This window comes from Sporomusaceae bacterium ACPt, assembly GCA_041428575.1.
Taxonomy (GTDB): Bacteria; Bacillota; Negativicutes; order Sporomusales; family Sporomusaceae; genus Sporomusa_D; species Sporomusa_D carbonis.
Map to the genome: position 1 here is coordinate 3,472,716 of CP155570.1, position 23,899 is coordinate 3,496,614.

General features: G+C 47.5%; 22 protein-coding genes. 3 read left to right on the forward strand and 19 right to left on the reverse strand.

The annotated features are described in order from the left end of the window. Positions 1 to 3: 3 nt before the first annotated feature. Positions 4 to 3,174, reverse strand: coding sequence for a DEAD/DEAH box helicase (locus SCACP_RS17915; protein ID WP_425058861.1), 3,171 nt, complete (start codon positions 3,172 to 3,174; stop codon positions 4 to 6). 374 nt (positions 3,175 to 3,548) lie between these two features. On the opposite strand from SCACP_RS17915, the gene SCACP_RS17920 reads away from it, so the two are divergent. Then, complete coding sequence (locus SCACP_RS17920) at positions 3,549 to 3,989, forward strand: hypothetical protein (protein WP_425058862.1); 441 nt, start codon at positions 3,549 to 3,551, stop codon at positions 3,987 to 3,989. A gap of 187 nt (positions 3,990 to 4,176) precedes the next feature. Here SCACP_RS17920 and SCACP_RS17925 read toward each other — a convergent pair whose 3' ends face one another. From SCACP_RS17925 to SCACP_RS17970, 10 genes are all read right to left on the reverse strand, one after another. Continuing rightward, complete coding sequence (locus SCACP_RS17925; RefSeq protein ID WP_425058863.1) at positions 4,177 to 4,437, reverse strand: hypothetical protein; 261 nt, start codon at positions 4,435 to 4,437, stop codon at positions 4,177 to 4,179. A gap of 101 nt (positions 4,438 to 4,538) precedes the next feature. Further along, positions 4,539 to 5,084, reverse strand: a complete 546-nt coding sequence (locus SCACP_RS17930; protein WP_425058864.1) for a TOTE conflict system archaeo-eukaryotic primase domain-containing protein — start codon at positions 5,082 to 5,084, stop codon at positions 4,539 to 4,541. Between the two features lie 90 nt (positions 5,085 to 5,174). Further along, complete coding sequence (locus SCACP_RS17935; RefSeq protein WP_425058865.1) at positions 5,175 to 5,876, reverse strand: hypothetical protein; 702 nt, start codon at positions 5,874 to 5,876, stop codon at positions 5,175 to 5,177. Further along, entirely contained in the window at positions 5,818 to 6,138 is a 321-nt protein-coding gene (gene cmr1, locus SCACP_RS17940) for a type III-B CRISPR module RAMP protein Cmr1 (RefSeq protein ID WP_425058866.1), read from the reverse strand. Before cmr1 ends, SCACP_RS17935 begins: the two co-directional genes overlap by 59 nt. Positions 6,139 to 6,236: 98 nt before the next feature. Next, positions 6,237 to 9,209, reverse strand: coding sequence for a type III restriction-modification system endonuclease (locus tag SCACP_RS17945; protein WP_425058867.1), 2,973 nt, complete (start codon positions 9,207 to 9,209; stop codon positions 6,237 to 6,239). 2 nt (positions 9,210 to 9,211) lie between these two features. Next, a complete protein-coding gene (locus tag SCACP_RS17950; RefSeq protein ID WP_425058868.1) occupies positions 9,212 to 11,011 on the reverse strand; it encodes a site-specific DNA-methyltransferase in 1,800 nt (599 codons plus the stop codon). Between the two features lie 14 nt (positions 11,012 to 11,025). Then, on the reverse strand, positions 11,026 to 11,517 hold the full coding sequence (locus SCACP_RS17955; RefSeq protein WP_425058869.1) for a DUF4391 domain-containing protein: 492 nt from the start codon (positions 11,515 to 11,517) through the stop codon (positions 11,026 to 11,028). Between the two features lie 4 nt (positions 11,518 to 11,521). Beyond that, complete coding sequence (locus SCACP_RS17960) at positions 11,522 to 11,671, reverse strand: hypothetical protein (protein ID WP_425058870.1); 150 nt, start codon at positions 11,669 to 11,671, stop codon at positions 11,522 to 11,524. 6 nt (positions 11,672 to 11,677) lie between these two features. Further along, positions 11,678 to 12,256 carry a hypothetical protein gene (locus SCACP_RS17965; RefSeq protein ID WP_425058871.1) on the reverse strand — a complete coding sequence of 193 codons (579 nt, stop codon included), beginning with the start codon at positions 12,254 to 12,256 and terminating at the stop codon, positions 11,678 to 11,680. Between the two features lie 25 nt (positions 12,257 to 12,281). Beyond that, positions 12,282 to 12,509 carry a hypothetical protein gene (locus SCACP_RS17970; protein WP_425058872.1) on the reverse strand — a complete coding sequence of 76 codons (228 nt, stop codon included), beginning with the start codon at positions 12,507 to 12,509 and terminating at the stop codon, positions 12,282 to 12,284. A 269-nt stretch (positions 12,510 to 12,778) separates the two neighbouring features. Here SCACP_RS17970 and SCACP_RS17975 point away from each other — a divergent pair, with 269 nt between their 5' ends. Further along, positions 12,779 to 13,138: a hypothetical protein gene (locus tag SCACP_RS17975; RefSeq protein ID WP_425058873.1), complete on the forward strand. Its 360-nt coding sequence runs from the start codon at positions 12,779 to 12,781 to the stop codon at positions 13,136 to 13,138. A 602-nt stretch (positions 13,139 to 13,740) separates the two neighbouring features. Here the strand turns inward: SCACP_RS17975 and SCACP_RS17980 are convergent. The 6 genes from SCACP_RS17980 to SCACP_RS18005 form a co-directional block, all read right to left on the reverse strand. Continuing rightward, positions 13,741 to 14,388, reverse strand: coding sequence for a bifunctional 2-keto-4-hydroxyglutarate aldolase/2-keto-3-deoxy-6-phosphogluconate aldolase (locus SCACP_RS17980; protein WP_425058874.1), 648 nt, complete (start codon positions 14,386 to 14,388; stop codon positions 13,741 to 13,743). 58 nt (positions 14,389 to 14,446) lie between these two features. Then, complete coding sequence (locus SCACP_RS17985) at positions 14,447 to 15,721, reverse strand: MFS transporter (protein WP_425058875.1); 1,275 nt, start codon at positions 15,719 to 15,721, stop codon at positions 14,447 to 14,449. A 279-nt stretch (positions 15,722 to 16,000) separates the two neighbouring features. Beyond that, positions 16,001 to 16,951, reverse strand: coding sequence for a phosphoglycerate dehydrogenase (locus SCACP_RS17990; RefSeq protein WP_425058876.1), 951 nt, complete (start codon positions 16,949 to 16,951; stop codon positions 16,001 to 16,003). Next, positions 16,952 to 18,502, reverse strand: coding sequence for a gluconokinase (locus SCACP_RS17995; RefSeq protein ID WP_425058877.1), 1,551 nt, complete (start codon positions 18,500 to 18,502; stop codon positions 16,952 to 16,954). 67 nt (positions 18,503 to 18,569) lie between these two features. Next, positions 18,570 to 20,234, reverse strand: a complete 1,665-nt coding sequence (gene ilvD / locus SCACP_RS18000) for a dihydroxy-acid dehydratase (RefSeq protein WP_425058878.1) — start codon at positions 20,232 to 20,234, stop codon at positions 18,570 to 18,572. Between the two features lie 93 nt (positions 20,235 to 20,327). Next, positions 20,328 to 21,599 carry a lactate racemase domain-containing protein gene (locus tag SCACP_RS18005; RefSeq protein ID WP_425058879.1) on the reverse strand — a complete coding sequence of 424 codons (1,272 nt, stop codon included), beginning with the start codon at positions 21,597 to 21,599 and terminating at the stop codon, positions 20,328 to 20,330. A gap of 394 nt (positions 21,600 to 21,993) precedes the next feature. On the opposite strand from SCACP_RS18005, the gene SCACP_RS18010 reads away from it, so the two are divergent. Next, complete coding sequence (locus SCACP_RS18010; RefSeq protein ID WP_425058880.1) at positions 21,994 to 22,854, forward strand: MurR/RpiR family transcriptional regulator; 861 nt, start codon at positions 21,994 to 21,996, stop codon at positions 22,852 to 22,854. Positions 22,855 to 23,275: 421 nt separating this feature from the next. Here the strand turns inward: SCACP_RS18010 and SCACP_RS18015 are convergent, their stop codons facing one another. Together SCACP_RS18015 and SCACP_RS18020 are read right to left on the reverse strand one after the other, a co-directional pair. Further along, positions 23,276 to 23,569 carry a hypothetical protein gene (locus tag SCACP_RS18015; protein WP_425058881.1) on the reverse strand — a complete coding sequence of 98 codons (294 nt, stop codon included), beginning with the start codon at positions 23,567 to 23,569 and terminating at the stop codon, positions 23,276 to 23,278. A gap of 187 nt (positions 23,570 to 23,756) precedes the next feature. Next, positions 23,757 to 23,888 carry a hypothetical protein gene (locus SCACP_RS18020; protein WP_425058882.1) on the reverse strand — a complete coding sequence of 44 codons (132 nt, stop codon included), beginning with the start codon at positions 23,886 to 23,888 and terminating at the stop codon, positions 23,757 to 23,759. Positions 23,889 to 23,899: the final 11 nt, after the last annotated feature.

Consider the following 23,899-nt stretch of genomic DNA (forward strand, 5'->3'; position numbering starts at 1 on the left):
AACTCAGTCTCCTATCGCTTCCTGGCTCAGGGCCAGAATATCTCTCAGCTCGGCGGTAGAAAGCTCTGTAAGCCAGCCTTCTCCGGTCCCCACAACCTGCCCGGCCAGTTCCTTTTTGCGTTCGATCATGGCGTCAATTTTATCTTCCAGTGTTCCGGTGCATATAAATTTATGCACTTGCACATTTTTGGCCTGCCCGATGCGAAAAGCCCGGTCAGTAGCCTGGTCTTCCACTGCCGGATTCCACCACCGGTCATAGTGAAACACATGGTTCGCCCTGGTTAAATTAAGGCCGGTGCCGCCTGCCTTCAGCGAAATGACAAATAACGGCGGTCCCTTGTCGCTCTGAAACAATTCTACCATGCGATCGCGTTCCTTCTTGGCCACGCCGCCATGCAAAAACAGCGCTTCGCGTCCGAAATGCTCCATAAGGTGACGGCGGAGCATATGCCCCATTTCGGTAAACTGGCTGAAAATCAAAGCCCTGTCGCCTGCAGCCAGAATCTCTTCGCACATCTCAGTCAGCCGCGCCAGCTTGCCGGACCGCCCGGACACACTAGAGCCATCATTCAGGAATAGCGCCGGATGATTGCACACCTGCTTCAATTTTGTTAAAGCAGCCAACACCAGCCCTTTTCTCTGAATGCCTTCGCTTTCATCAAGACCTTCCTCCATCTCCCTGAGAACAGCAGCATAGAGCGAAGCCTGTTCTTTGGTAAGAGTGCAGTACACCTTCATTTCCATTTTTTCCGGCAAGTCGGTGATGATCTGTTTGTCAGTCTTAAGCCGCCGCAAAATGAATGGACCGGTTAATCTCTTAAGCTTTTCCGCCGCCTGTTCATCTCGGTTGAACTGAATGGGGGCAAAGAAATTACGCTTGAATTCTGCCTGGCCGCCCAGCATGCCCGGGTTGAGGTACTCCATTAACGACCACAAGTCGCCCACATTGTTTTCCACAGGCGTTCCGGTCAGCGCAACCCGATAGCCGCCTGCCAAAGACCTTGCCGCCTTGGCTTGCTTGGTCTGAGCGTTCTTTATATTCTGCGCTTCGTCCAGAATAATCCCCGACCAGTCAACCTTCTGCAGCAATTCGAAATCACGGGACAGCAGGGAATACCCTGTAATCACCAGCCCATGCCGTTCAGCTTCTTTCTTAAACGCCGTTTTGGATTTATTGCGGTCAAACCCGTGATGAAGCATAACCGGCAGACCGGGCGTAAATTTTTCCGTTTCTTTCTGCCAGTTCCCCATGACCGATGTGGGACAAACCAGGAGCGCCGGCCGCTTTTCCCCGGATTCGCGCTTCGCTTGAATTAGCGCCAGCGTCTGGATAGTCTTTCCCAGACCCATGTCATCCGCCAGACAGGCCCCAAAACCCCATTCACTCAAAAACGTCAGCCAGGAATAGCCCCGTAATTGATAAGGACGCAAAGCGCCTGTCAAGCCGTGCGGCTGAGGCAGTTGACTCCAAGGCGTTCTACCTTCCAGTTTGGCAATCAATTCAGCAATCCAGCCTTCCGCCGCCACCCCGGCAAACGCCATATCTCCCGGAGTCTTCGCCGCCCCTAACGCCATGCGCACCGCCTCACGGGCAGTCATAGACTGCGCGCCCCGGCGACGCCAGTATTCCAGGGCAGACTGCAGTTGAGCGCCATTCAACTCTACCCACTGCCCCCTGATTTTCACCAGCGGCGACTTTAAATTTACTAATGCTTCCAGTTCCGCTGCGGATAACACTTCGTCTCCCAGGGAAATCTCCCAATTAAAGTCGACGATGTTGTCCAGTGATAAACCGCCCCCAGCCTGCAAAGCCGGGCTTTTCACCCGGGCCTTGGCCGCCAGGCGAACGCCTGCGCCCCGCTTGGTCCACCAGGCAGGCGCTAATAAGCCAAACCCGGCCTGTTCCAAAAGCGAAGCTGTTTCGGTCAGAAAAGCGTATGCCCCTGCCGTATCCACCGTAAATCCGGCAGGTTTGGCCGCCTTCAGGCTTTCTTCGACGTTTGGGCAAATCCCGGCGGCTTGTCCCAAAGCAGTAAGCAAAAACTCGTTAACTGAAAAAGCGCGCTCTTTAAACACCTGCGCTGTTTTTCCCGTGCCTTTCCAGGCATCTTTAGCGGTAATGATAAGGCTGGGATCATCAACCGCCTGTAAAAGGTAGGCGACAGTCCATTGGTCATGCCGATTTTTTTTTCGGGTCTTGTTAGCCGAACGGTCTTCCTTATCTTCCTGTTCAGGCTCTTCCACGCGAAAACAGAACCGGAAGGGCGCCGTGGAAAGAAAGAGTGCCTTCCGCCGCCATTCCTGCAGTTGCGCGGCAAATTGGGCCAGTTCCGCTTGCGAGCCGCTCATTTCGCCATCTGTTGAACATAGCGCGTATAACCACTGATCGTGGATACTATCGAACCTTTCCTGCGCGTTATCCGCCTTAACCGGCAGACGGGCGGCAACAGTTGTCAGTTTTTCCTCCGCGTCCAGCCTAACCAGCTTATCGGCAGTCAAGCTAACCGCTTCCTTTACCACAGTCAATGCACTCTGCACTTTTATTTCCGCCGAGTCTGCCGTTAACGCCCGGCAAGCGTCAGGCATTGCCGCCGCCAAGTCTCGCAAGTGTTTCAAGTCATTCCCTGTTATTAACGGTTCCCACCGAGCATAGTATTTACCCTCCTGGACCGCAAGCCGGGGTAAAAACCTTTCCCTGACGACCAGCGCCGCCGTAAAACGCAGCGCCTGCGTCCAAAAAGCAATATCTTTTCCCAACGCCACCCCATGGATCAATGCTGTTTTATCCATACATGCAGCCAGAAAATCTATTGTATCACGAGTTGTCAAACCAACAACCGAAACCTTCCACGGCCGCAATACGATTTCGTCGCTCGCTGCCGGCGGCTCGGCAACAAGCAAGCTTGAAGCCACCGGGCGGCCGCCTGCCGTCGGCGACCACAAAATACTCATCCGGCTATTCTTTTGTCGATATTGGGCTGCATTTATCTCCGCCGCTTCAAGCGCTTCCAGCAATTGCTCAACATCAGTATCGTAAGGCGACCGCTCAGCCGCCGGTTTATCCGGCGACTTGGGCTTTCTCCCCCGTTTAGCCGGAAGTTTCGCCTCCTCTATAGCTCGCTCTCCCCATAACAGCCACTGCCTGTTACATAGCCCCAAATGCAGTACTATCATCGACAAGTCTCCTTTGTTCTTTCTTCGAACAGCACTCTGTCTATATCCGATTTCTTCAGTTCACCTTCACCATTCCGGTCACTATTTAAATTGTTGCTTTTTACAGAAATATGCCGTATTTTATAATACTTCCCAAAATTCAATGGAAAAGTTTATTTTCCTTCAAGAGCGGCCAACAAAAGTCCCTCCGCTTTAACTCATGGGGACGGTTCTGTTGACCCACATTTCGCAGTCTCGTGAGAAAATACATATGCCAATACACGAACTCCTCTTTATCCTATTAGCCGAAGTTTTGAAGGGACGGACACAGATAGCCTGTTCGAACCAGGCTGCCAGCCCTGAGGACTTGTCCGACGACGCTATCGCCCGAACTCTTGATAAGATTTAGCGAGGCGGGACCGGAATCTTTGTATACTCGCTTAAGCTTGTCTTGTTTAGCCGCCTTTGACATTCCGGTGCATCGGTTGCACGCCGATACTACATCCCTAAGCGGCGCGTTCGAAGCATGCGAAGCTGATGACTATGACGGCCTGGAGATTTGCCGGGGTTACAGTAAGGATATGCGCCCGGATTTAAAACAAGTGATGGCCGGCAAGATCGTCAGTGAACAGGGTATTCCCCTGGGCAGCCTTCCCCTTGACGGGAACATGGCGGACAGCTCATTCAATCAACTGACAGCTCAGCTCCTGGCGGACACTTTCGGAGAACGCATGCGTCAAATGGTCTACATTGCCGACTCTAAACTCATCAATTTGCCGACGTTGCGCATCTTTAACAAGCAGACCACCTCCCCTGTTTTTCATTCAGTTATTTGAAACTATTTATTGCCTCATCCTTATCCTTTAAAAAAAGTCCGGTATAGATCTGTGTCAATTAGTTTAATGGTTATATAAATACCAAATTATTGCACCAAATCTGGTTTAAGGGAAATTCTACACCTCAATTATATTTACTACATTTCAAAAGCCGGTTCAATGGAACCGTCCCTATGAATCTTTTTGTTTATTCACAAGCATGTTCCATAACTTCCGAAATATGCATATATTCACAGACTTTAGCATCTAAATCCTTATTTTCTTCATAAGCATCTTCGCAGACCCATTTTAGCTTCCCCTTTGTAATCGAATCTCCGGTAGCATATAGAGTTACATCTATCCCTTCTTCAACTAAACCATCTGCCAAGATCGAAACAAATTGTTCCCAGGGTCCATAATGCCTTGGGGGTGTCCTCCACGCAACCGGTGAAATTAAAGCTATTTTCATAAAAAAATCGCTCCCTTCTAACAACTATTTTTTGCAATAGCCTTCATATCCAATTGCGTAAATCACAGTTTACTTTTATTAAACTCTTTCCCTTTTGAAATTCACAGCTTGTCTCCTATACTTTTTATCAGTTCATTTGCAATATTGGCGCTTTCAAGTCGCATAATGCTTTCTTCCGCACTGCCAAAACTTAAAACCGCAACGAAATTGTCACGCCCCCGCAAATGGTCATCAATAACCTTTTCATCCAAAACAGCATATGCCTTATGAGTGCAGTCGGCGCATGTTCCGGCTGGTTTTCCGCATAAACCGGATTTCCATTCATTCAAACAAACCGGCGAATACCCGGATGTCCCCTTCTTTTTGTTTTCCCACCTTTTAGCATACACGTCATCCCGGTCTTTAAAGAGCGACATAAATAACTTGATTTTTTCCGCAGGCTCTGACAAGCCGTTTATGTTTAACTGCCAAACTTGATTTTCTGCTTCAGGATAAAATAATTCTGCTGATGAATATGCTGCCGAATATGAATCATCCGCAAAAACAACAGCAGAGTCTCTCTCAGGAACAGCCTGATGCTGCAAAGCGGTAAACTTTACCTTCAAGCTTTTTATTTCTTCTTTTAAGCTGCTGTTTTCAATCAGCAATGCTTAATACTTTTCCAGCAACTCGTCAAAGTCCAGGACAGCACCAACCCAAATGTCCAAGGCATCGTCCGCGACGCTAAGATAACGCATCTATTTCAAACGCTTCCAGATGCCAAATTTATCAATTTCGAACACAGCCGGTTTCTTTAATGAACTGCCAGGGGTAAAACACAGGCCGTTATTAACAAGATACTGGCCGGCATAGCTGTTTTTTTCCCGGCCGGAGCGCCATTCACGGCCAACCAGCGGTTCGATGCCGCCAGCAGCCGGCAAATCTTCCGCATAGGCATGGGCTAAAAGCTTTTCCTCCGCAGGCAGGCTCACTGCCGGCCTCGCGTTTCGCTCCAGAAAATTTATGTTTTGTTCAAATAATTTACTGCCTTTTTCATCAGCGATATCTATTAATTTAACCCTTCCCCACCCATAACCCCTCTCGCCGCCCAACTGCAAGCGGTCTAAAGTTTGTTTCCAGGGCAGAGTACACCCTTGTTTTTCAAAAATATAACCAATCAAGAAGACCGGTTCGCCTGTATCCAAAGCGCGGGGGGAGATAAACTCCGTCTCATGCAGCAGGCCGGGAGCGGCAGAATGCTGGGGATAGGAGAGGGGCGTCCCCATGCGGCTGGCCAAAAAACGGCGCCGGAAATCATTGTCCCACGGCCAGACTGCCTGATAGCTGCCGTTTGAACAGCCGGCCGGGTAAAAATAAGTAAAAGACAAAAATTCGTGAACTTCATTCCCGGTTTTTTGATAGGCTGCAGAATCGCTGACGGCAGCGCCTCTTGGCGCCATATCCCGGGTCAGTCGCATGGTAAGGGCGCCCCAAAGATTGCGGTCGGTGACTGGATTTTCGGTACCCTTCGGCATTAAAATCGCATTTATTCCTTTTATTTTTTTCACCATCGCTGTCAGGACTGCAAACCCTGCCGCCCACTCCCCGCACCAGGACTTCGTACCACCAGCGCATACTGCCGATGATACCCGTTTCATGGATGCGGTCCACCTTACCTTCCACGCCTCCGGTCCATAATGGGGTCAATGTTTTTAATTCCACCGGATTCTCACCTCCAGACTTTTATGGCCTGTCTCTTTCACCCGGACTCATGCCGTTGATTCCCTATGTCCTTCAAAAGTCTTTCGCCTTGCCGCAGCTTACATTATTTTCTTCATAAACTCTCCCGGATCGCTTTCCGGAGCATAAAAGTCCACGCCTGTCCCGAGAGCATGGAAATGTTCGCGGGCGCACTTGATTTTGGCCTGTTCTTCCGGGCGCAAGTATTCGAACAGTGACGTTCCCTTGCTTTCTACCACAAAGTACAGCTTCTCCACTCCGTCCTTTTCGATTAATACGGCCCAGTCCGGATTGTACGTCCCGATCGGTGTGTCGATTTTAAACTTGTCCGGCAATTTTACATATACTTTGACATTCTCATCGTCTTCGAACCGCTTGGCAAAACCAGCCTCCACGTCTGAATCGTACATCACGTAGTTGTATGGGGACTTGGCGCTTTTCACCAGATTGTCGTTGAGGTAGCCAATGAGTTCGTCATTTTGGAATATCTCCATGGTATAGGCATAGTCGCCGCCAATCTTCCGGTATTTAATGCCGTCCACGATCAGGCCGCTCTTTTCCCGGTTGATAATATCCGCGACTGCCTCCATATATTTTTGCGGGTTGTTCTTGAAATCTTCCAGGCGTTTTGAGCGGGTAAGAATGGCCACGATAGTCTTGCGGGTGAGATTGGTTTGGTTTTGCAGAATGGTCACAACATCCGGCAGGGGTACGCGGTCCGCCAGATAATCGCCTTTGGTCTCGGCAACGACAGTCCCGGTAACGCCTTGATCATGGTCAATCGCAATTTTCGCCTTTTCACTGTGGATGAGTGGAGGTTTGATTGCGGGCATTTGGGCGATCTTTTCCACACATTTTTCGATAAGCTTTTCACTGTCAAACTGAACGGCATAAGTGGTACGGTGTTTGATTCGTTCCCATAAATCAATGAATTCCCGGCTTTCAAATATCGCCTTGTTAAGCTCCACCCGCTCTTGTTTATTACCGTCGCGGATGCGCAAGCGTCCGAGTTGAATCAGGCGGTCCTCAACAAGCGGTTGGTAAATGGAAAGTTCCGGAGACAGGCTGAACTTTTTGGTCTCCATATGCTCTTTAAGTAAGGGCTGTATCTTGCCTTGATGATTTATGTACCCTTTTTGTTTTAGGTCCTGGAACATCTTCTTGGACAATTCATAGCCGATTGCCGTCCGCTCGCCTTTAGGAGATTCGACAAGCAGGCCGGCAAACGTGGTTTCGTCAACATAGCCGAAGCGAATGCCCGTATCCGCTTCAATTTCTTTCTGCAGGTTATCCACGAATTCTTCATAGGATTCATTGGCCATAACGGTTAGCCGGTTAACCGAATAATCGTCACACCGCTCGCCGGACTGACCGACCGCCAGCCTGAGGCCACGCCCGATCTCCTGACGGCGGCTTACATACGTTCCGCCTGAGTCCTTCAGCGTGCAAATCTGGAAGACGTTGGGGTTGTCCCAGCCTTCCCGCAGCGCAGAGTGGGAAAAGATAAACCGGAGCGGATTATCCAGGCTGAGCAATTTTTCCTTATCGCGCATGATCAAGCTGTAGAGGCTGTCGTCCGCCTTGGTATTACCTTTGGTATCTTTCCAAACATAATCCTCGACGCTGTCGCCTTTGGCGGAACCTTTTTTATCCCCGGCAAAATAGCCGCCGTGAATGTTCCCGATATTTTCGCCGTTGTCCAATTCTTCAAACAGCGTGTTAAAACGCGGCTGTTTGATAAGTGCCTTGTATTCTTCCTCGAACATGACGGCATATTTGCCTTTGACCTTGTTCCCTTGGGCGTCATATTCGCGGTAATGGGCTACCCGGTCAATGAAGAATAGGCTCAGTACCTTAATGCCGCGTTTGCGAAGGACCAGTTCCTTTTTGAGATGTTCTTCGATGGTCTTGCGGATCTGAAACCGCTTAACAGCATCCGGGTCAACTTCGCCGCTAGCCTGACCAAGATATAAGGTCTCGCCGTTTATCGTAATGTACTCGCCGCCCGGCTCCCAGCAAATATCCTCGACGAAATACCCGTTATACAGTTCCCGTCCGCCGGATACCTCCAGCAGATGGTCGTCCTGCCGGACGGTTTTTGTCTGCCGTTTGACGCTTCCGCGCGACAGTACGTCAAGCTCAATGACCGCTTTGCGTTCACTGACGCTTTTTAGCCGGATATAGGGGCGGTTGTAAGCCTCTTCAGTCCTTACCGACACCACTTCGATTTCTTTAACCAGGCGTTGGTTATAGGCATCAACGGCATCCAGTTTGTAGACCATGTTGTACTTGTCCACATGAGTTGCTGAATAGCGAAGGGTACAGAGCGGATTTAGCGACGCTACGGCTTCTTTGGCTTTTTTGGTGGTATCAACGCTTTGGGGTTCGTCGATGATGACGATGGGATTCGTTTGCTGGATAAACTCAATGGGTTTCATGCCGTTAAGCCGGTCATTCCTGCGGTGTATGACGTTGGCTTTGTTTTCTTTTTCCGGGTCTTCAAAACTTTTGCGGAACGCGTCGATGTTGATAATCATGATCTGGATGTGGTTCGCCGTGGCAAACTGCCGGACGCGGGATAAGTCGGCCGAACCGTAAATGAAATGCTCGGCCGGCGTATTATCATAGAGCTCGCCGAAATGCTCCCTGGTAATCTCCAGGGACTTATTAACGCCTTCGCGGATGGCGACCGACGGCACGACAATGATAAACTTGGAAAAGCCGTATTTACGGTTCAGTTCATAAATAGTACGTAGATACACATAGGTCTTGCCTGTCCCGGTTTCCATCTCAATGGTAAAATTCATGCCCTCGAGCTTCTCACCTATAGGCAGTCCGTTGCGGAGCTGTATTTTTTGCACGTTTTCCAATATTTCTTCCGGCACTAAGCTAAGGTGATTGCCAATCCCCAGTTCGGTTTGCTGAACGCCAAGAAAACTATCCGCCATGACGGTGAAAGAAGACTGTTTGACAGGCTGCCCTGCGAATATATCGACTACAGCATCTATAGCCTGGCGCTGATAACTTAAGTCCGACTGAAACTTTAGCTTCATGGTCATATACTCCTTACATGGTCTTCCTTGATGCCGGCCTGCTTTAAGATTTGGATGGCGTTGGTTTTCACCGTATCGCCGGCAAACCCGCTGTCGCGGAAAACTACCTTAGTATCCATAAATTCGGACTTATATTTAACAAGCTCTGTAACGTCCTCCAGCACGATGTTATCGGCCAGGAATATCAGTAACGCGCCGCAGCCGACATTAAACAGCGTCTTGCCGTTCACGCCGACTGCTTGAATGTCCGCCGTTACATCGATGCCTTGCTTGAGGAGTATTTCATACAGCAGGTCTTCCTCAGTCCGGCCCTCAACCAGATTGTCCTGCATCGTGAAAAGATGCTCCTCAAGATTGTCATAATCGGGATTCCAGCGCTTGATGTTAGATGAATCTAGTTTGAAAACCTTAAAACCGATATCCAAGTCGGTTTTACCGGTGTCCTGCACAATTTTTTCCCCAGCGCGGCGGATTCGTTCTTTGCCGATTTCGCAGATGTTTGGATACTCCCCTGAAACCAACTCGGGTAGCTGAACCATTATATATCTAAGGTGTCTCCCCGTATTTGAGTTCACCATCATTACTGCATGTGCCGTCGTAGCAGAGCCACTAAAAAAATCTAAAACAATATCATTATTGGTGGTTGAAATCATTAGTAAATGTTCGATCAAACTAAGCGGTTTGGAATAGGAAAAAACTGCCTCCCCAAACAGCTCTTGAATTTGTTTAGTGGCCTCACTATTCAATCCTACTTCGGTAGTCCAAGTTGATACTGGGTTGACATCACTTTTTAATTCGCTTTTAAATCGTTTCATCATGGGTCGCCTATTTGTATCTGAAGGAAAAATGATCCGGTTTTCGCGTATCATTTTCTCCATGCTTTCAGGGATATATGCCCATACTCTACTGGGGTTTGGGGAATACTTGTTTCCCGTCTTCGGATCAATTAAATCATAGTATTGATTAGGGCGTTGCTCCTTAGTCATGCCCACAGTTAAATCACCAGCTACCCATTCTCCTCGTGGGTCATTATCCGGATTACTAAAATTAGCGAAATCCTTTGGAATCCCGTTTGCAATAAAATTTGATTTCTGATAAACAACTATGTACTCATGATCTGAGGAAATTAATTTCTCTGCAAGAGCGGAAGAAGCTCTTCTACGCCAGACAAATGTTCCAACAAAGTTCTCTTCCCCCATTATTTCGTCACATAGTTTGCGAAGGTTAGATAACTCATTGTCGTCAATACTGATAAATAAGGCTCCGTCTTCAGCAAGAAGGCTTCGTGACAACCGTAAACGAGGATACATCATATTCAGCCAGTCGGTATGATACCTTCCGCTGGTCTCAGGATTGCTTTTCGCTGTTTGCCCGGTCATTTCCTTATAATTCCTGATGTTATCCCGAAAATCATCCTTGTAGACAAAATCATTCCCCGTATTATACGGCGGATCAATATATATCATCTTGATTTTGCCAAAATACGACGCTTGCAACAGCTTCAATACTTCCAGGTTATCGCCTTCAATATACAGATTTTTCGTCGTATCCCAATTCTTGCTGGACGCTTTGTCCGGGCGCAGCGTGCCCAGCGACGGCGTTTGCGCCAGCTTCATGGCCTGGGACTTGCCGTGCCAGGTAAAAGCATACCGTTCTTCTCTGGTTTCTACCTCATCGCCTAAAACTAAGCGCAGCTTGTCAAAGTCAATCTTGCCTTCGGTAAGAACCTCGGGAAAAACCCCCTTCAATTTTTGTATGTTTTCTTGCGTCAAATCCTTGGATGTTCCGCTCATTCTCTCCATCCCAGCGCTGCCTCCTAAAATATCCGGATACTCTCCATCCGTTTCTTCAATTCATAGAGTTTTTGGTTTAGCTCAACTTTGCGGTTAAACCTAGTTTCTTGTTCCAACTGCCTGCGGGTTTGTTGAAATTCGTTATGCAGCGCTTCTGCAGCTGCAATTTTGTCCCGGATTAAAAGAATATCGTCCGCCGGCATTTCCCTATATTTCCCTATGACGGGGAGCTTTTCGGCAAGATAAGTCCGCAAATGCAGGTCGCGGTTCAGATAAACCGTAACAACGGCAATGCCTTCATAGAGATGTTCTTCGTCGCTGTACGGCCGGACGTTGATGCTGTCTGTGGTCAAGAGGTACGACAGCTCCGCGCGGGCTACATCGTCTACGAATATCCGGCGCTCGCATTTTGACAGTTCCGCCTGTATGTACAAATCCTGCTTGTCTATCTTGCGGTTGACCGGTATTAGCCGCCGCGCAAGTTCCAACCTTTCAAATAACTTTGCTGCTCCCATTTTATCACCTGATGATCAAATATGAGATTACCTCATAATCCTCAACTTCTTTGGACCGGTTTTTCATTAAACTGCTTAAGCCGCCTAACCGGAAGAGGTTCATGGTTTCTTCCTGCTCGGCTTTGCCGTTGATATCCTGAACGGCTTTTGCCAAAAGCTCCTAATAAGCCTGCATGTGCTTCGCGTTTCCTGTTTCCTTGTTAAATTCTTTCACCAACTCCGGCAGGGGCTGTTTTTTGTTTACGGCGGCAGCCCGGAAGATGTCCAGGGTATGCTTGATATGGTTGTAGCTGTGAATGACTTTGCCGTCAGCGCGAACATATACCAGGAGGATGCCGTTAAAATCGGCCTTCTTCATGCGCAGCGTGGTCTTAGGGTCACCGGCGCCTGTCACTACCGCAGTGTGAAGCCCAAGCTCTTGTTTCGCCCAGGCGTGGATGTCCTCGTAAAGGTAAAGCGCGGTGTCGGCAAAAGCAGTGAACACAATAACCTTTTTATTGTCGGGGTTGACGGGGCTGTTGATTTTATTTTTTATTTCGTTCCTCAGCGCAAGGAGCTTGCGGTCTCTACTAACCGACACCTTTTGAGACTGGGCCAGCAAGTTAGCCAGTATTTCTCTGTCAGCCAGCAAATGCTCTTTCCAGCGGATCAAGTCCATGTCCGCCAGTAAAACCTCAACCTTGCTCCCGACCAGCAAATCCTCCAATTCCGGATCATCGGCTTCGTCCAGTACATTCATGTCAACGGCTTCATGGGGCCGGTAATTATCGATTTTGGCTAATACTCCGTCTATTTTTTCGATGATCTTTCCTAGCGTCAGGGCAAACGAGTGAACCGAGCTTTACTTTTTTTAAAACGTCTTGCATTTCGCGAAAAGCATAAAGCGTCATATAGGGGGCGGCAACTAAAAGCGTGCTGTCCGGTTTTAGCCTTTCTTTTAACACTTCGCCAACCAGACCAAACTGTTGGTTGTCCAGAAATACTTGGGTCACATCATCTCACCACAGCTTCTTGTAAGGTTTGAACGAATTTCAAAATACTGTATAACTTCAACTTTGTAATCCTTATTCCTGCCTGCGGCATGCGGATACTCGATGAAGGACAGCAAGGTGCGACACAAAAATAGAGCCGCGCAACAAAAATTCTTGCGCGGCTCTATTTTTGTGTTAAAATTAAAAAATGGTAGGAGCCAAGCACTCATAAGAGTGGGGGCTTTCTACCTCAAGAGAATTCGCGTTCATGAGATCGGGAAATTCTCTTTGTGTTTAATTCCAGCGAATATAAAACTATCGGCCTTGATAAATTGGTACAAAATCAGCTCAATATTCAAGCTCTCTATCGCCGCGAGCAGTTCACGGTTACTAGCAGCCACCTCGTTACAAAAGGCCGGGAAATCGGGGTTGAACTTACCGTTCTTATTTTAGGGATGGTAAGAACAATCATCATTAACAAATCAGGCGCAGAGAAAAGTATTGTGGAACAAAATAAACTGGTCGTTGAATTGTTGAATAACCAGGATTTTTATTCTTTTTTGTCTGGCATCAAATACTTCGAGTGGACAGGTACGTCCGATCTAACGGAAATCGATTTTACTGACAGTAGTTATGCACTTCCAAGATAAAAATCCCAGTACCACCATAATGGTGGAAAGATCCATTGGTCTGTTTTTTCCTTTCATAATCTAACCCACCCCTTCCCTTTAACATTATTTTACCATAGCCAAGCCACAAAATAAACGATCATGCTTCCTATTGTACCTATTTTTAACAAATGTATTAGCATTATTAATTGCTTAGCACTTGGTGATAGTTCCTCTATAAGCGTTTTACAGGCTAAATGCATCATGGTTTCTTCCAATCCATTTTATGTACTTATTTTGTGTCTGGAAAATAATAAACTTGCAAGAAAAGAAAGTGTCCGGACCACCGGACAAGAAAATAGCCAAGAGCAAAGCTTTGTAATAAATCCGGCTGATATCACAAGTAGAATATGGACGGAGAGAAACGGATTATCATATGGATTCGCTTGAAAACCGTCTGTGAGATATACTTTGTGACGCCTTGTGCCTTTTTCGTCAATAGGTATTCATTTACTAGGTGTCCCTTATGCCATGGCTATCGCCTGTTTGCTCTATAAGCTTACGATGTATAAATAAAACTCGGGCTGACCTAATCAACTGTTAGGTCAGCCCTCGTAACAATAAAAATTGAACTGCTGCTGGTATTACTTGGCCAAGCGTGCCTTGGCAATCTCTTCTAAGAACCGCTTAGCCGTCTCAGTAATTGCTGCATAATTTCCGGTTTTAGCGCCGGCAGTCAGGCTGCTGCCTGCGCCAACTGCCACGCAACCGGCCTTAATCCATTCTTGTACATTATCAACACTCACGCCGCCTGTCGGCATGATCTGCGCTTGCGGCAAAGGCCCTTTTACGGCCTTGACCATTGCCGGTCCGAACAGTTCGCCGGGAAACAATTTAATAATGTCGGAACCGGCTTCCATGCACTCCACAATTTCTTTGATGGTCATTGCGCCGGCCATGATGGGTACTTGATAGCGGTTGCACAAACGCACCGTCTCTACATTTAAACAAGGTGAAACAACATATTGTGCCCCACTTAGAATTGAGATGCGGGCTGTTTCCGGATCAAGGACCGTGCCGGCGCCAATAATAAGCTCGGACGGTGAATAGGCCCTAGCCAGTTCTTCCATGATATGGTGAGCCCCAGGCACAGTATAGGTAATTTCGATCGCCTGCATGCCGCCGGCCAGGCAAGCTTCCGCAATGCGCTTGGCTTGATCGCCATTCTCGGCTCTTACTACCGCAACCAAACCTGATTTACAAATCCGTTCGAGCACCTGCTGTTTACTCATTTGAATTCCTCTTTTCGTTTCGCTAATTGACTTTGATCTTTAACTTTCAAAACTGATTTTATACCTCAATCGGCTTGATATCTTTGAGCATGAACAGATAAACCATAGCGCCAATGAAGCAGCACGCCCCCGATACCATGAGCGCCGGAATAAAGGAACCGGACGTAGCAATGATATAACCGGTAACAATCGGTCCTAAAATACCGCCGCAATTGGAAAAGGCGTTTTGTATGCCGCCTAATACCGAAGTCATATTCCGGGGAGCAATGTCGCCAGGTAAGCACCAGATGGCACTTGCCGCAAATGCCAAGCCGCCGTAAGAAATACACAACAAGGCGATGGCCACCACGTCAGACTGGGTCAGTCCGGCTAAAGCAATGGACGTAGCGAGAGTCATGCCGCCTACCAGATTGATTTTACGCGCTTTGTTCAGCGACCCGGTTTTAGCGTACATATAATCAGTGAAGATACCGCCAGCCCACTGCGCCAGGATTCCGCACAATGGAGGCAACATGGCCATCCAACCCATTTTCATCAGGGTCATGCCGCGCTCTTGTACCAAATAAGTCGGGAACCAGGTAATAAAGAAATAGATTGCATAGTTCAGCATGAAAAAGCCGATGCACATGGCGATAACATTGCGATAACGTAATAATTGGTGCCATTTAAGAGGTTGGACATTGTCAATACCCTCTTTTTTCGCTTGGCCGTCACGAATATATTTCAGTTCGGCAGCATTAATGGATTTGTGTTTTTCCGGATCCTGGTAATAAGCCCACCAGGCAGCAACCCAGAAAATACCGAGCGCACCGCAAATAACAAAGGCAACTTGCCAACCGTACGCAGCTACAATCCAGGCAACCAACGGCATGGTAAACGCTGTGCCGAATTTGGAGCCGCTGTCAAACAAAGCAGTAATTCTGCCCCGTTCACGGTCAGGGAACCATTTAGCAGCAACCCCGGCGTTGCTGGGGTACGCGCCCGCTTCACCAGTTCCCATAAACACCCGCGCCCAAATGAAACCGGCAGGTGTCTTGGCTATAGCAGTAGCTGCCGTTGCCAGCGACCACCACAATACGGAAATGGCCAGACAAAGACGTTGACCGATTTTGTCGGCCAGCCAGCCGGCAGGAATCTGGAATGCGGCATAACTCCAGAAGAAAGCTGACATGATAATTCCCATTTCCCCCGGGCCAATATGCAAATCCTTTATAATAGCTGGAGCCGCAGCAGACATTACGGTGCGGTCAAGATAATTGATAACAATTGCCGTCAACATGAGTATACCAATATAAAAACGGACATGAGTCTTTTTTTGCGAAGTATCGTTCACGTTTTTTCTCCTCCACTAACTTTTTTGTTGATCTTAGCATAACATTCTCAACGCTTAGTTATTAAATGTGGATTGACTGTTTTTCCAACATTCCTCCTTTTAAGCACTTTCGCCGAATTGTTGGCAAATGCTTTATCCCTCCTTTCAAATATGCATCTATGCAATCAAGTTAGTAGTTATGCAAAATAATTTCAAATAATTCCCTATTATCAAAACATTGCCAAAATATCTCGGGGGAAAACAAGCATGCATCGTGGACTCATGCTTGTTTTTCACAAATCAGCCGACAGCGTGAAGCGGTTTCTGATTTGACAACACTCGCAGCACTTCTTCCGCTGCCGCTACCAGGGTGCGTTCCACCGACTCGGCTGTATACGACCCGCTATGCGGAGTCATAATTACATTTGATAGTTTAAAGAACCGTTCATCGGTAAATGGCTCGTGAACAAAAGCATCCAGACCTGCCCCGCCAAGATGACCGCTTTCAAGCGCTGCAAACAGCGCATTTTCATCAATGAGATCGCCTCTGGCAGTATTAATGAGACAAGCGCCCTTCTTCATCCGGGAAATGACATCCGCGTTGATCATTCCTTGCGTTTGGGCGGAAGAAGGCAGATGCAGAGAAAGATAGTCCGATTCTTGATATATCTGTTCCAACTCGGTATACTTTACTCCGTAATTGTCTATCAACCCTTGGTTAGGATATAAATCATAGGCCAGTACTTTCATCCCAAACGCAACACACCGTTTGATTAATTCACTCCCAATTGCACCGGTGCCAATAACACCCACTGTTTTTCCAAATAATTCAACACCCGGAACGCGAGTCCATTGACCATCACGAATATAAGCATCCATTACATGAATTTTGCGGGATAAACCGATCATCAACGCGAAAGCCAGTTCACAGACCGCAATGCTGTTGGCACCCGGCGTAACAGTGACTACCACATTATGCCTGCGGGCGGCTTCTATATCAACATTATTATACCCTGCGCCGTTGCGGGCGATAATTTTAAGCGTCGGTGAACCGGCCTGAATCACCTCACTGTTTATTTCATCCAACCCGGCAATGATTGCATCCACGCCTTGTATGACCGAACACAATTCTTTGGCCGCGTACGGCTTTTCCGGCTTTTGGACACGCACCTCATGTCCGGCCTGTTGCAGCAACTCCAGGGCTTTTTTGCAGCCGGCAAAAGAGCGGGGAGTTGTTAAAATAACTGCCATTTAGTCATGCTCCTTTCCCATTTCACTACGTTGAAAATTGGAAATCATGCTGAACTGTTCCTGCAGATTCCAGTAGACCTGTTCATACATAGTGTAAAGTTTCTCATATGTTGCATAATTATTCGGATTAGGGATAAAGGTCTTTTTAATCCCTACCATGTCGACGGCCACATCAATGCTCGGCAACAGACCCAAAGTATAAAAGCCTAAAATCGCCGCGCCAAAAGCTGCTCCTTCTTCCACATTAGGCAAAGAGATCTCGCGGCCAAGCACATCGGCCAAGATTTGCAGCCATACTTCCGAACGGGTAAAACTGCCGCTGACGCGAATTTCCTCCGCCTTGCCGGTAATTTCTTCCAACGAAAGTAAAACGCTTTTCATCCGGTAACAAATGCCTTCCAAAACAGCGCGAATAATGTGGCGTTTGTCGTGGTTTAGGGTCAACCCGAACAACACGCCTCTGGCATCTGCGTTCCAGTAGGGTGCACGCTCGCCGGTAAAGAACGGCAGTAAAATCAGTCCGTTCGCACCGGCAGGTACTTTTTGGGCATAGGTAGCAAGCAGACTATAGGAGTCAAGACCTAATTTTTCCGCTACCCGCTGTTCGGTTTCAGCGAATTTATCTCTAACCCAGCGGAAAGATATCCCGCCGTTATTGATGGCTCCTCCCAGCATCCAGCGTCCGTCTGCCAGATTATAGCACCACGTTCTGCCTTTTTCATCCGTTTTAGGCTGGTCTGCCGCCATCCGGATCGCGCCGCTGGTTCCGATGGTAATGTTGATTTGTCCGGCTTTTACCGCACCGACCCCCACATTGGCCATCATGCCGTCACCGGCACCGATGATGACAGGCAACCCGGCAGGCAGTCCCAGTCGTTGCGCAATTCCTGACTGCAGCGAGTGTTGTGTTGTTGTTGAAACTACCGCAGGCATTTTTTCTTGCGAAATGCCTAGAATATCTAAAACCTCCGGGTCCCATTCCAGGGTGAACAGATTGTACACCCCGCTGCCGCTGGCGATCGATCGATCCACCACGCGCTTGCCTGTCAACCGGTGAAATGCGTAGTCTTTTATCGAACCAAACCAAGTCACTCTCTTAAATAACTCCGGCTGCTGCTTTTTAAGCCAGTATATTTTAAGCAATGAATACATAGGATGCAACGGACAGCCGGTACGCCGGTACAACGCTTTGGCATCCAGTTTTTGCTTTAATTCTTCCAAATAAATTTGGCCCCGCGTATCCGCCCAGGTCATTAACCGGCTTAACGGACGCCCGTCTTCGCCAATGGCTAAAAAACTGTGCAGCACTGAACTGAAAGCAATCCCTTTAATCTGTGCGGCTTCATCGCCAAGCAGCCTTACCGTTCTGGAAATGACGGCCTCCATGGCCATCATAATAGTATCTGCATCCTGTTCGGCAATTCCCGATTGATCGGTAGAAAGCGGGTATTCTTCTGTTGCCACGGCAGTAGAACTGCCGTCCAGCCGGTAAGCCACCGAACGAATCCCGGTTGTGCCGATATCCACACCCACCATAATGGGTTGTATCATTATACACCACCACCTTAATTTAGTTACGTTGAGTATTACAATAAAAGATTACAACTTATTTTGCCGCTTACCGTTCTTCCACTTCCGGCCTTGTCAGCCGCCTGACAGCCCCTTGCGCCGACGAAGTGGCATGCTGCCTGTATAGGTTTAAAAGCAGACTTTCGCACTCCTGCCCGCCTTGGACTTTCTGTTTTGTTTGTCTTGCTGCCAGTTCCTGCTCGGTTACGTGCCACTGAATCGTGCGCTTATCAATATCGATGGTAATCAAATCCCCGTCTTCCACCCAGGCAATCGGACCGCCTTCCGCCGCTTCCGGCGATAAATATCCGATCGACAACCCGGCGGAAGCGCCGGAAAAGCGCCCATCGGTTATGATGGCAACCCGGCCGATTTGCGCAGCTACTTCGGTAATGCGATGCATTTCTCTCATGCCCGGTCCACCAACCGGACCTTCATAACGAATGACCAGAACATCGCCGGATTGGATTTTGCCGGTTTCAATTGCGGCCATGCATTCTTCTTCAGCATCAAAGACTTTGGCCGGTCCCTGAAATACACGCAGGTCTTCCGGCACGGCGGAGCTTTTGACGATAGCCCCTTCCGGCGCAAGATTTCCTGCCAGCACGGCCAGCCCTCCCTCGCTGGAAAAAGGCTGTTCAAAGGACCGCACGACTTTTCCGTCGGCTTGTGACGCCGTAGCGATAATCGCAGCCAAGGTGCGGCCTGTTACAGTGACAACATCGGTATGCAAAACAGGTTTCAATTCATTCATAATGGTGTTGAGACCGCCGGCCTCATGCAAGTCGGCTACCGTGTACTCCTGACTGTTGGGAGTTACCCGGGTAATTAACGGCGTAATCCGGCTGACGCGGTCAAAATCCTGATATGTTACGGCTAACCCGCATTCATGAGCAATGGCCGGCAGATGTAAAACAGTATTCAGCGAGCCCCCCATGGCCAGCACGACGGCAATGGCATTTTCAAAAGCATCCTGAGTCAAAATATCCCGGGCTGATACGCCTTTTTTCACCAGTTCAACGGCAGTTGCCCCGGTTTTTCGCGCCAGTTCCTGCCGCTCGGCGCTTGTGGCGGGAAGTGTTGATGAGCCGGGCAGCGTCATACCCAGCGCCTCGGCCACCACGCACATCGTGTTGGCCGTTCCAAGAAACGGACAAACACCTGCGGTGGGATAATACTCTACCGTGACATCAAACAAAGCCTGTTCATCAATTTCCCCCTTGATGAACTTTTGGCGCGCCTTTTTGGATTCCGCAGGTGCAATCCTGTTGATCATGGGGCCGCCGGTGAGCAGGACGGTGGGAAGATTCAACCTCCCGGCCGCCATCAGCATAGCAGGCACAATTTTATCACAGGAAGCCAGCATGACCATCCCGTCAAAAATCCCATGCGCCCGAATCATAGTCTCTACCGAGTCGGCAATCAACTCCCGGCTTGGCAGCACGTACTTCATGCCTTCATGCCCCTGAGCAATGCCGTCACAGATGGCAATGGTATTAAACTCCAGCGGAAAGCCGCCCGCTGCCAGAATACCTTCTTTGACATGCCCGGCAAGACCGCGCAGGTGGCAATGACCAGGAACAATTTCATTCCATGAATTTACCACAGCAATAATAGGACGATTCAGATCGCGGTACGCCGCCCCGCACGACCCCAAGTGCCCTTTAGCAATTGCCCGCTGGTAAGGCGGCAATTTGTTTATCGAAGTTTCCATTTCAACCACCTCAAAGAGTTTCCTTGAGTCCTGGGTACTTCTATTGAAATCCCCTTTTCTCTTTATCAAAATAAATACAAATAAAGAATCGACTTATTCAATCAGATTTCCTTTGTCATCAAAAGTCATTTCTTGAGGCTCGCTTAAAATATCAATATTTGGATTATTCCGTGCCTCCGGCAAGAGTTCTTCCGAAATCCATATTTCACCCAAGTGTAAGGTGTCTTTAATGCGGACAATTTTAGCTTTGGACAGATCGAGGGCATTGCAGGTTTTAACTGCCGCTTTAATCGCATCCTGATCGGTGTCTAATACAGTCGGCATGTGAGTCGGCCCGACAACAGTCGAAGTTAAACCGTTTGCATATGTCATTTTAAAATTTACTTTATCGACTAACTTGCGGGTAGTAAAATCGGCTGTCCCCATGCCGTTGGCATTCCCGTGAGTTTGTTCCGTCAAATCCAGCACCACCATCTTGGACACTTGCGGTCCCCCGCTGGCATACGGTGTGGGGTAACGTCCGGTAATATTGGGATCCATACCGTCACCCGAGATATTTTTGCCTATTTGGTCAATAATGAGAACATCGATTTTATCAAAGTAGATCCGCGGCATATTGGCTTTGGCTTCAACGAGCAACTGCTTGTCGGTTTCGATGATCTCTTCGGCCGGCACTACTTTGATTTTTTTTACTTTGTCATAAGCGTTTTCCACCGACGCGACGGCAAATAAGAACGGCATCTTTGCCAAAGCGATTTGCGACATTCCTAAAATATTTTCCGCCATATATTTAAAGCTATAAGCATGACATGACTCTGCACCCTTTTGCTTGCCCAAACCAATCGTGATCATTTTGCAAATACCGCTTTCCACGCTGCCCCGGAAGGCGGTGTGCGGTTTAACACGATTGATAACCACAATGCCATCGGCTTGCGAAGCTTGTTTGTCAATATATACCGGCAAGCCATTCTCCAAACGTCCGATTTGAACAACTTCCATTGAGGACCGTATCGGGCATCCTGCTGTCGCTTCAGTAACATTCAAATTTGCCAGAACCTCGATCTGCCCCTCGGCGGTTGCTCCCCCGTGGCTTCCCATCGAAGGAACAATGAATGGTTGTCCACCATGTCGTTTTATTTCCTCTACCACAACTCGCGTTATTTTGTCGATTTCAGCCACACCGCGACTGCCCACAGCGACGGCTATGCTCATGCCCGGCTTTACCCGCTCAAGCACTTGAGTGTTGGCTAACTCAGCCCTGACCGTGTTTTCAACATCCTTTACTTCATCTGCCGGAAAACTTTGCCGTATTTTAGCCATCCGCGGCAAAGGTATGTCTTTTAATAATTCCTGAATAATGTCCAACTGACTTCCACCTTTCATTTTTTTGTTTTTTCAGATATTTTATATTTAAGTAAATATTCCCATATTTTTCATCAGTTAAACAATAACTTCTTTCCATTTCCGCATATAACTATACTCGGAACTGCCCAAGTATAAACATTTTTTGCAAAATATTTTGAAAAGTGCTTAGACACTGTCATTATTTTCGCAATTTATGACTTACTCTTATGATTTTTTATTTTATTCCATTTATCTTTAAAATGCAATAGTATTTTGACAGTATTTTTTCATTTGTTTTACACTAACCGATTGAGTAATGTCATTTTTCTGTAAAATAACTTGATTATCCACGTCAGTCTTTGATAAAATAATTTTGTGAATATAAATTTAAATTAGATTGAGGAAAAAGGAAATTATGTCTGAATCAAGTTTGCCAAACCTGTGTCTTCCTTTATTACGCAGCAGTTATCAAAGTTTTACTAAGTCGGAGCGGCGTGTTGCGAGCTTTATCATTGAGCATCCGCATGACATCATCCACATGACGATATCTGATTTAGCTGAAGCTACCAAGACCGCCGAAGCTACCATTTCCCGGTTTTGCCGCAAGCTTGGCTTTAATGGGCTGCAAAGCTTAAAAATTGTCTTGGCTAGCGAAATATTTAACCCGTTGGAATCGACGTGCCAGGAAGTAAACCCTACCGACTCACTAGAAACGATGGGGGCAAAGATATTTAACAGTATTTCCGAAGGACTGCAAGATACGCTCAAATTACTGGATTTTACTGCCCTGCAGAAAGCCATAGATATTCTGAATACCGCCCGCAAGCTTGATATATATGCGTTTGGCATCTCGTCCGTTATAGCGTCCGATATTGAACATCGTTTCATTCGCTTCGGCATACCAACAAAATCCTATTCGGATCTCCACATGCAGCTTATTTCCGCCTCACTTCTGGAACCCGAAGATGTTGTCATCGCCGTATCCCACACAGGCTCTAACACAGATCTGCTGCAGTCTGTTGAAACATCAAAAAAAAGCAACGCTAAAGTAATCGCCATCACCAGTCATTTGCGCTCTCCCCTCGCGCAAAAAGCCGACATTGTACTGCACGGAATGAGCCGGGAGATTCACTACCGTTCTGAAGCCATGGCGTCACGGTTGGTGCACATGGCCATCGTTGATCTTCTGTATGTAGGAATGATATTTAAAAAGCAGGAAAATTTCGCAAACAACCTCAATAAAATGCGGGTAGCTGTCGCCAATCGTAAAATCTAAAAAAATTCCAGAAAACGAACATCTATTGACAAAATCTCAGGAAATCGCCAAGCAGGTATGAGGCACTTATTCCCAATCCGGAATAGGCGCCTCATATTTGGGATAATTTTTAATATTCCGAATTTTATCATAAACATGATCCTAGGACAGACCGCCCATTCCGCCGCTCAAACCCTCAACCGCTTCCAGCTATTTTTGCGGTATTTCCCTTTGTCTTTGGTCATACTTCCACCCCCTCTGGTTTTATCTTACTATGTTACGTAACGTCATGAGCAAGGGATTTTAGTATCCAATAAAGATTTACAGGCGTGTTGTTAGTATAAGCGTAAGTCAAGCGCCAGCGGTGGAGCGTTACTAACAACACGCCTAGAAAAAAATCTTTATTGGATTTCATATAGAAAAAGGGTTGTCCCAGAAATTTTTACTTCTGGGACAACCCTTCAAATACGATCTTGTCATTTTTATTTTGGTCGAAGCAGGCCCAACTGAGATCCGGTCGATGATCTTTACTGAATCCTTCGGTGATGTGAACGCCATCGTAAGCAGGTGAGTCACATTCGCTATACTCTCCATATAACGCAGGGGATGAAGTATCCGAATGGAGCTTATGAAAAGGAATATCAAAGGCGCTATATCCATTCAGCGCAATTTTACTAAACAAACGACTGCTTCCAGCCGCATATATTTTATCCCAATGTGCGAGCCGGAGCATCATCGGTGAAATCGTCGCCGGTAACGCCTGGGCCAAACAAAAAGGCTGTATCCATATGGGCAAAATTATTTTTGATATGGTACAACGGAGAGCGAACATCCGCAAAGGTACTGAGCACAATACTTAGAGCTAAAAATTTATATCTGATCTAATCAGCAAAATTACGCCCGGGATTGGTTACTTTTTTCTGCTAATCAACACCATAGTATGGATATTTTCCTTGCATTTTTTCTCTTTGCTTAGACGATAACGGCTTTCGCTTGCTGTCATGATTAATTGTTACATCTTTAAATTGATATATTTTCCATTCTCCACAACTCATTCCTACCCCCC

Coding starts and splice junctions, on each gene's coding strand:
- SCACP_RS17915 (WP_425058861.1), bottom strand. CDS start 3,174: ATGATAGTACTGCATTTGGGGCTATGTAACAGGCAGTGGCTGTTATGG.
- SCACP_RS17925 (WP_425058863.1), bottom strand. CDS start 4,437: ATGAAAATAGCTTTAATTTCACCGGTTGCGTGGAGGACACCCCCAAGG.
- SCACP_RS17935 (WP_425058865.1), bottom strand. CDS start 5,876: ATGGCGCCAAGAGGCGCTGCCGTCAGCGATTCTGCAGCCTATCAAAAA.
- SCACP_RS17945 (WP_425058867.1), bottom strand. CDS start 9,209: ATGAAGCTAAAGTTTCAGTCGGACTTAAGTTATCAGCGCCAGGCTATA.
- SCACP_RS17950 (WP_425058868.1), bottom strand. CDS start 11,011: ATGGAGAGAATGAGCGGAACATCCAAGGATTTGACGCAAGAAAACATA.
- SCACP_RS17955 (WP_425058869.1), bottom strand. CDS start 11,517: ATGGGAGCAGCAAAGTTATTTGAAAGGTTGGAACTTGCGCGGCGGCTA.
- SCACP_RS17965 (WP_425058871.1), bottom strand. CDS start 12,256: ATGAATGTACTGGACGAAGCCGATGATCCGGAATTGGAGGATTTGCTG.
- SCACP_RS17980 (WP_425058874.1), bottom strand. CDS start 14,388: ATGAGTAAACAGCAGGTGCTCGAACGGATTTGTAAATCAGGTTTGGTT.
- SCACP_RS17990 (WP_425058876.1), bottom strand. CDS start 16,951: ATGGCAGTTATTTTAACAACTCCCCGCTCTTTTGCCGGCTGCAAAAAA.
- SCACP_RS17995 (WP_425058877.1), bottom strand. CDS start 18,502: ATGATACAACCCATTATGGTGGGTGTGGATATCGGCACAACCGGGATT.
- ilvD (WP_425058878.1), bottom strand. CDS start 20,234: ATGGAAACTTCGATAAACAAATTGCCGCCTTACCAGCGGGCAATTGCT.
- SCACP_RS18010 (WP_425058880.1), top strand. CDS start 21,994: ATGTCTGAATCAAGTTTGCCAAACCTGTGTCTTCCTTTATTACGCAGC.
- SCACP_RS18015 (WP_425058881.1), bottom strand. CDS start 23,569: ATGATGCTCCGGCTCGCACATTGGGATAAAATATATGCGGCTGGAAGC.
- SCACP_RS18020 (WP_425058882.1), bottom strand. CDS start 23,888: ATGAGTTGTGGAGAATGGAAAATATATCAATTTAAAGATGTAACAATT.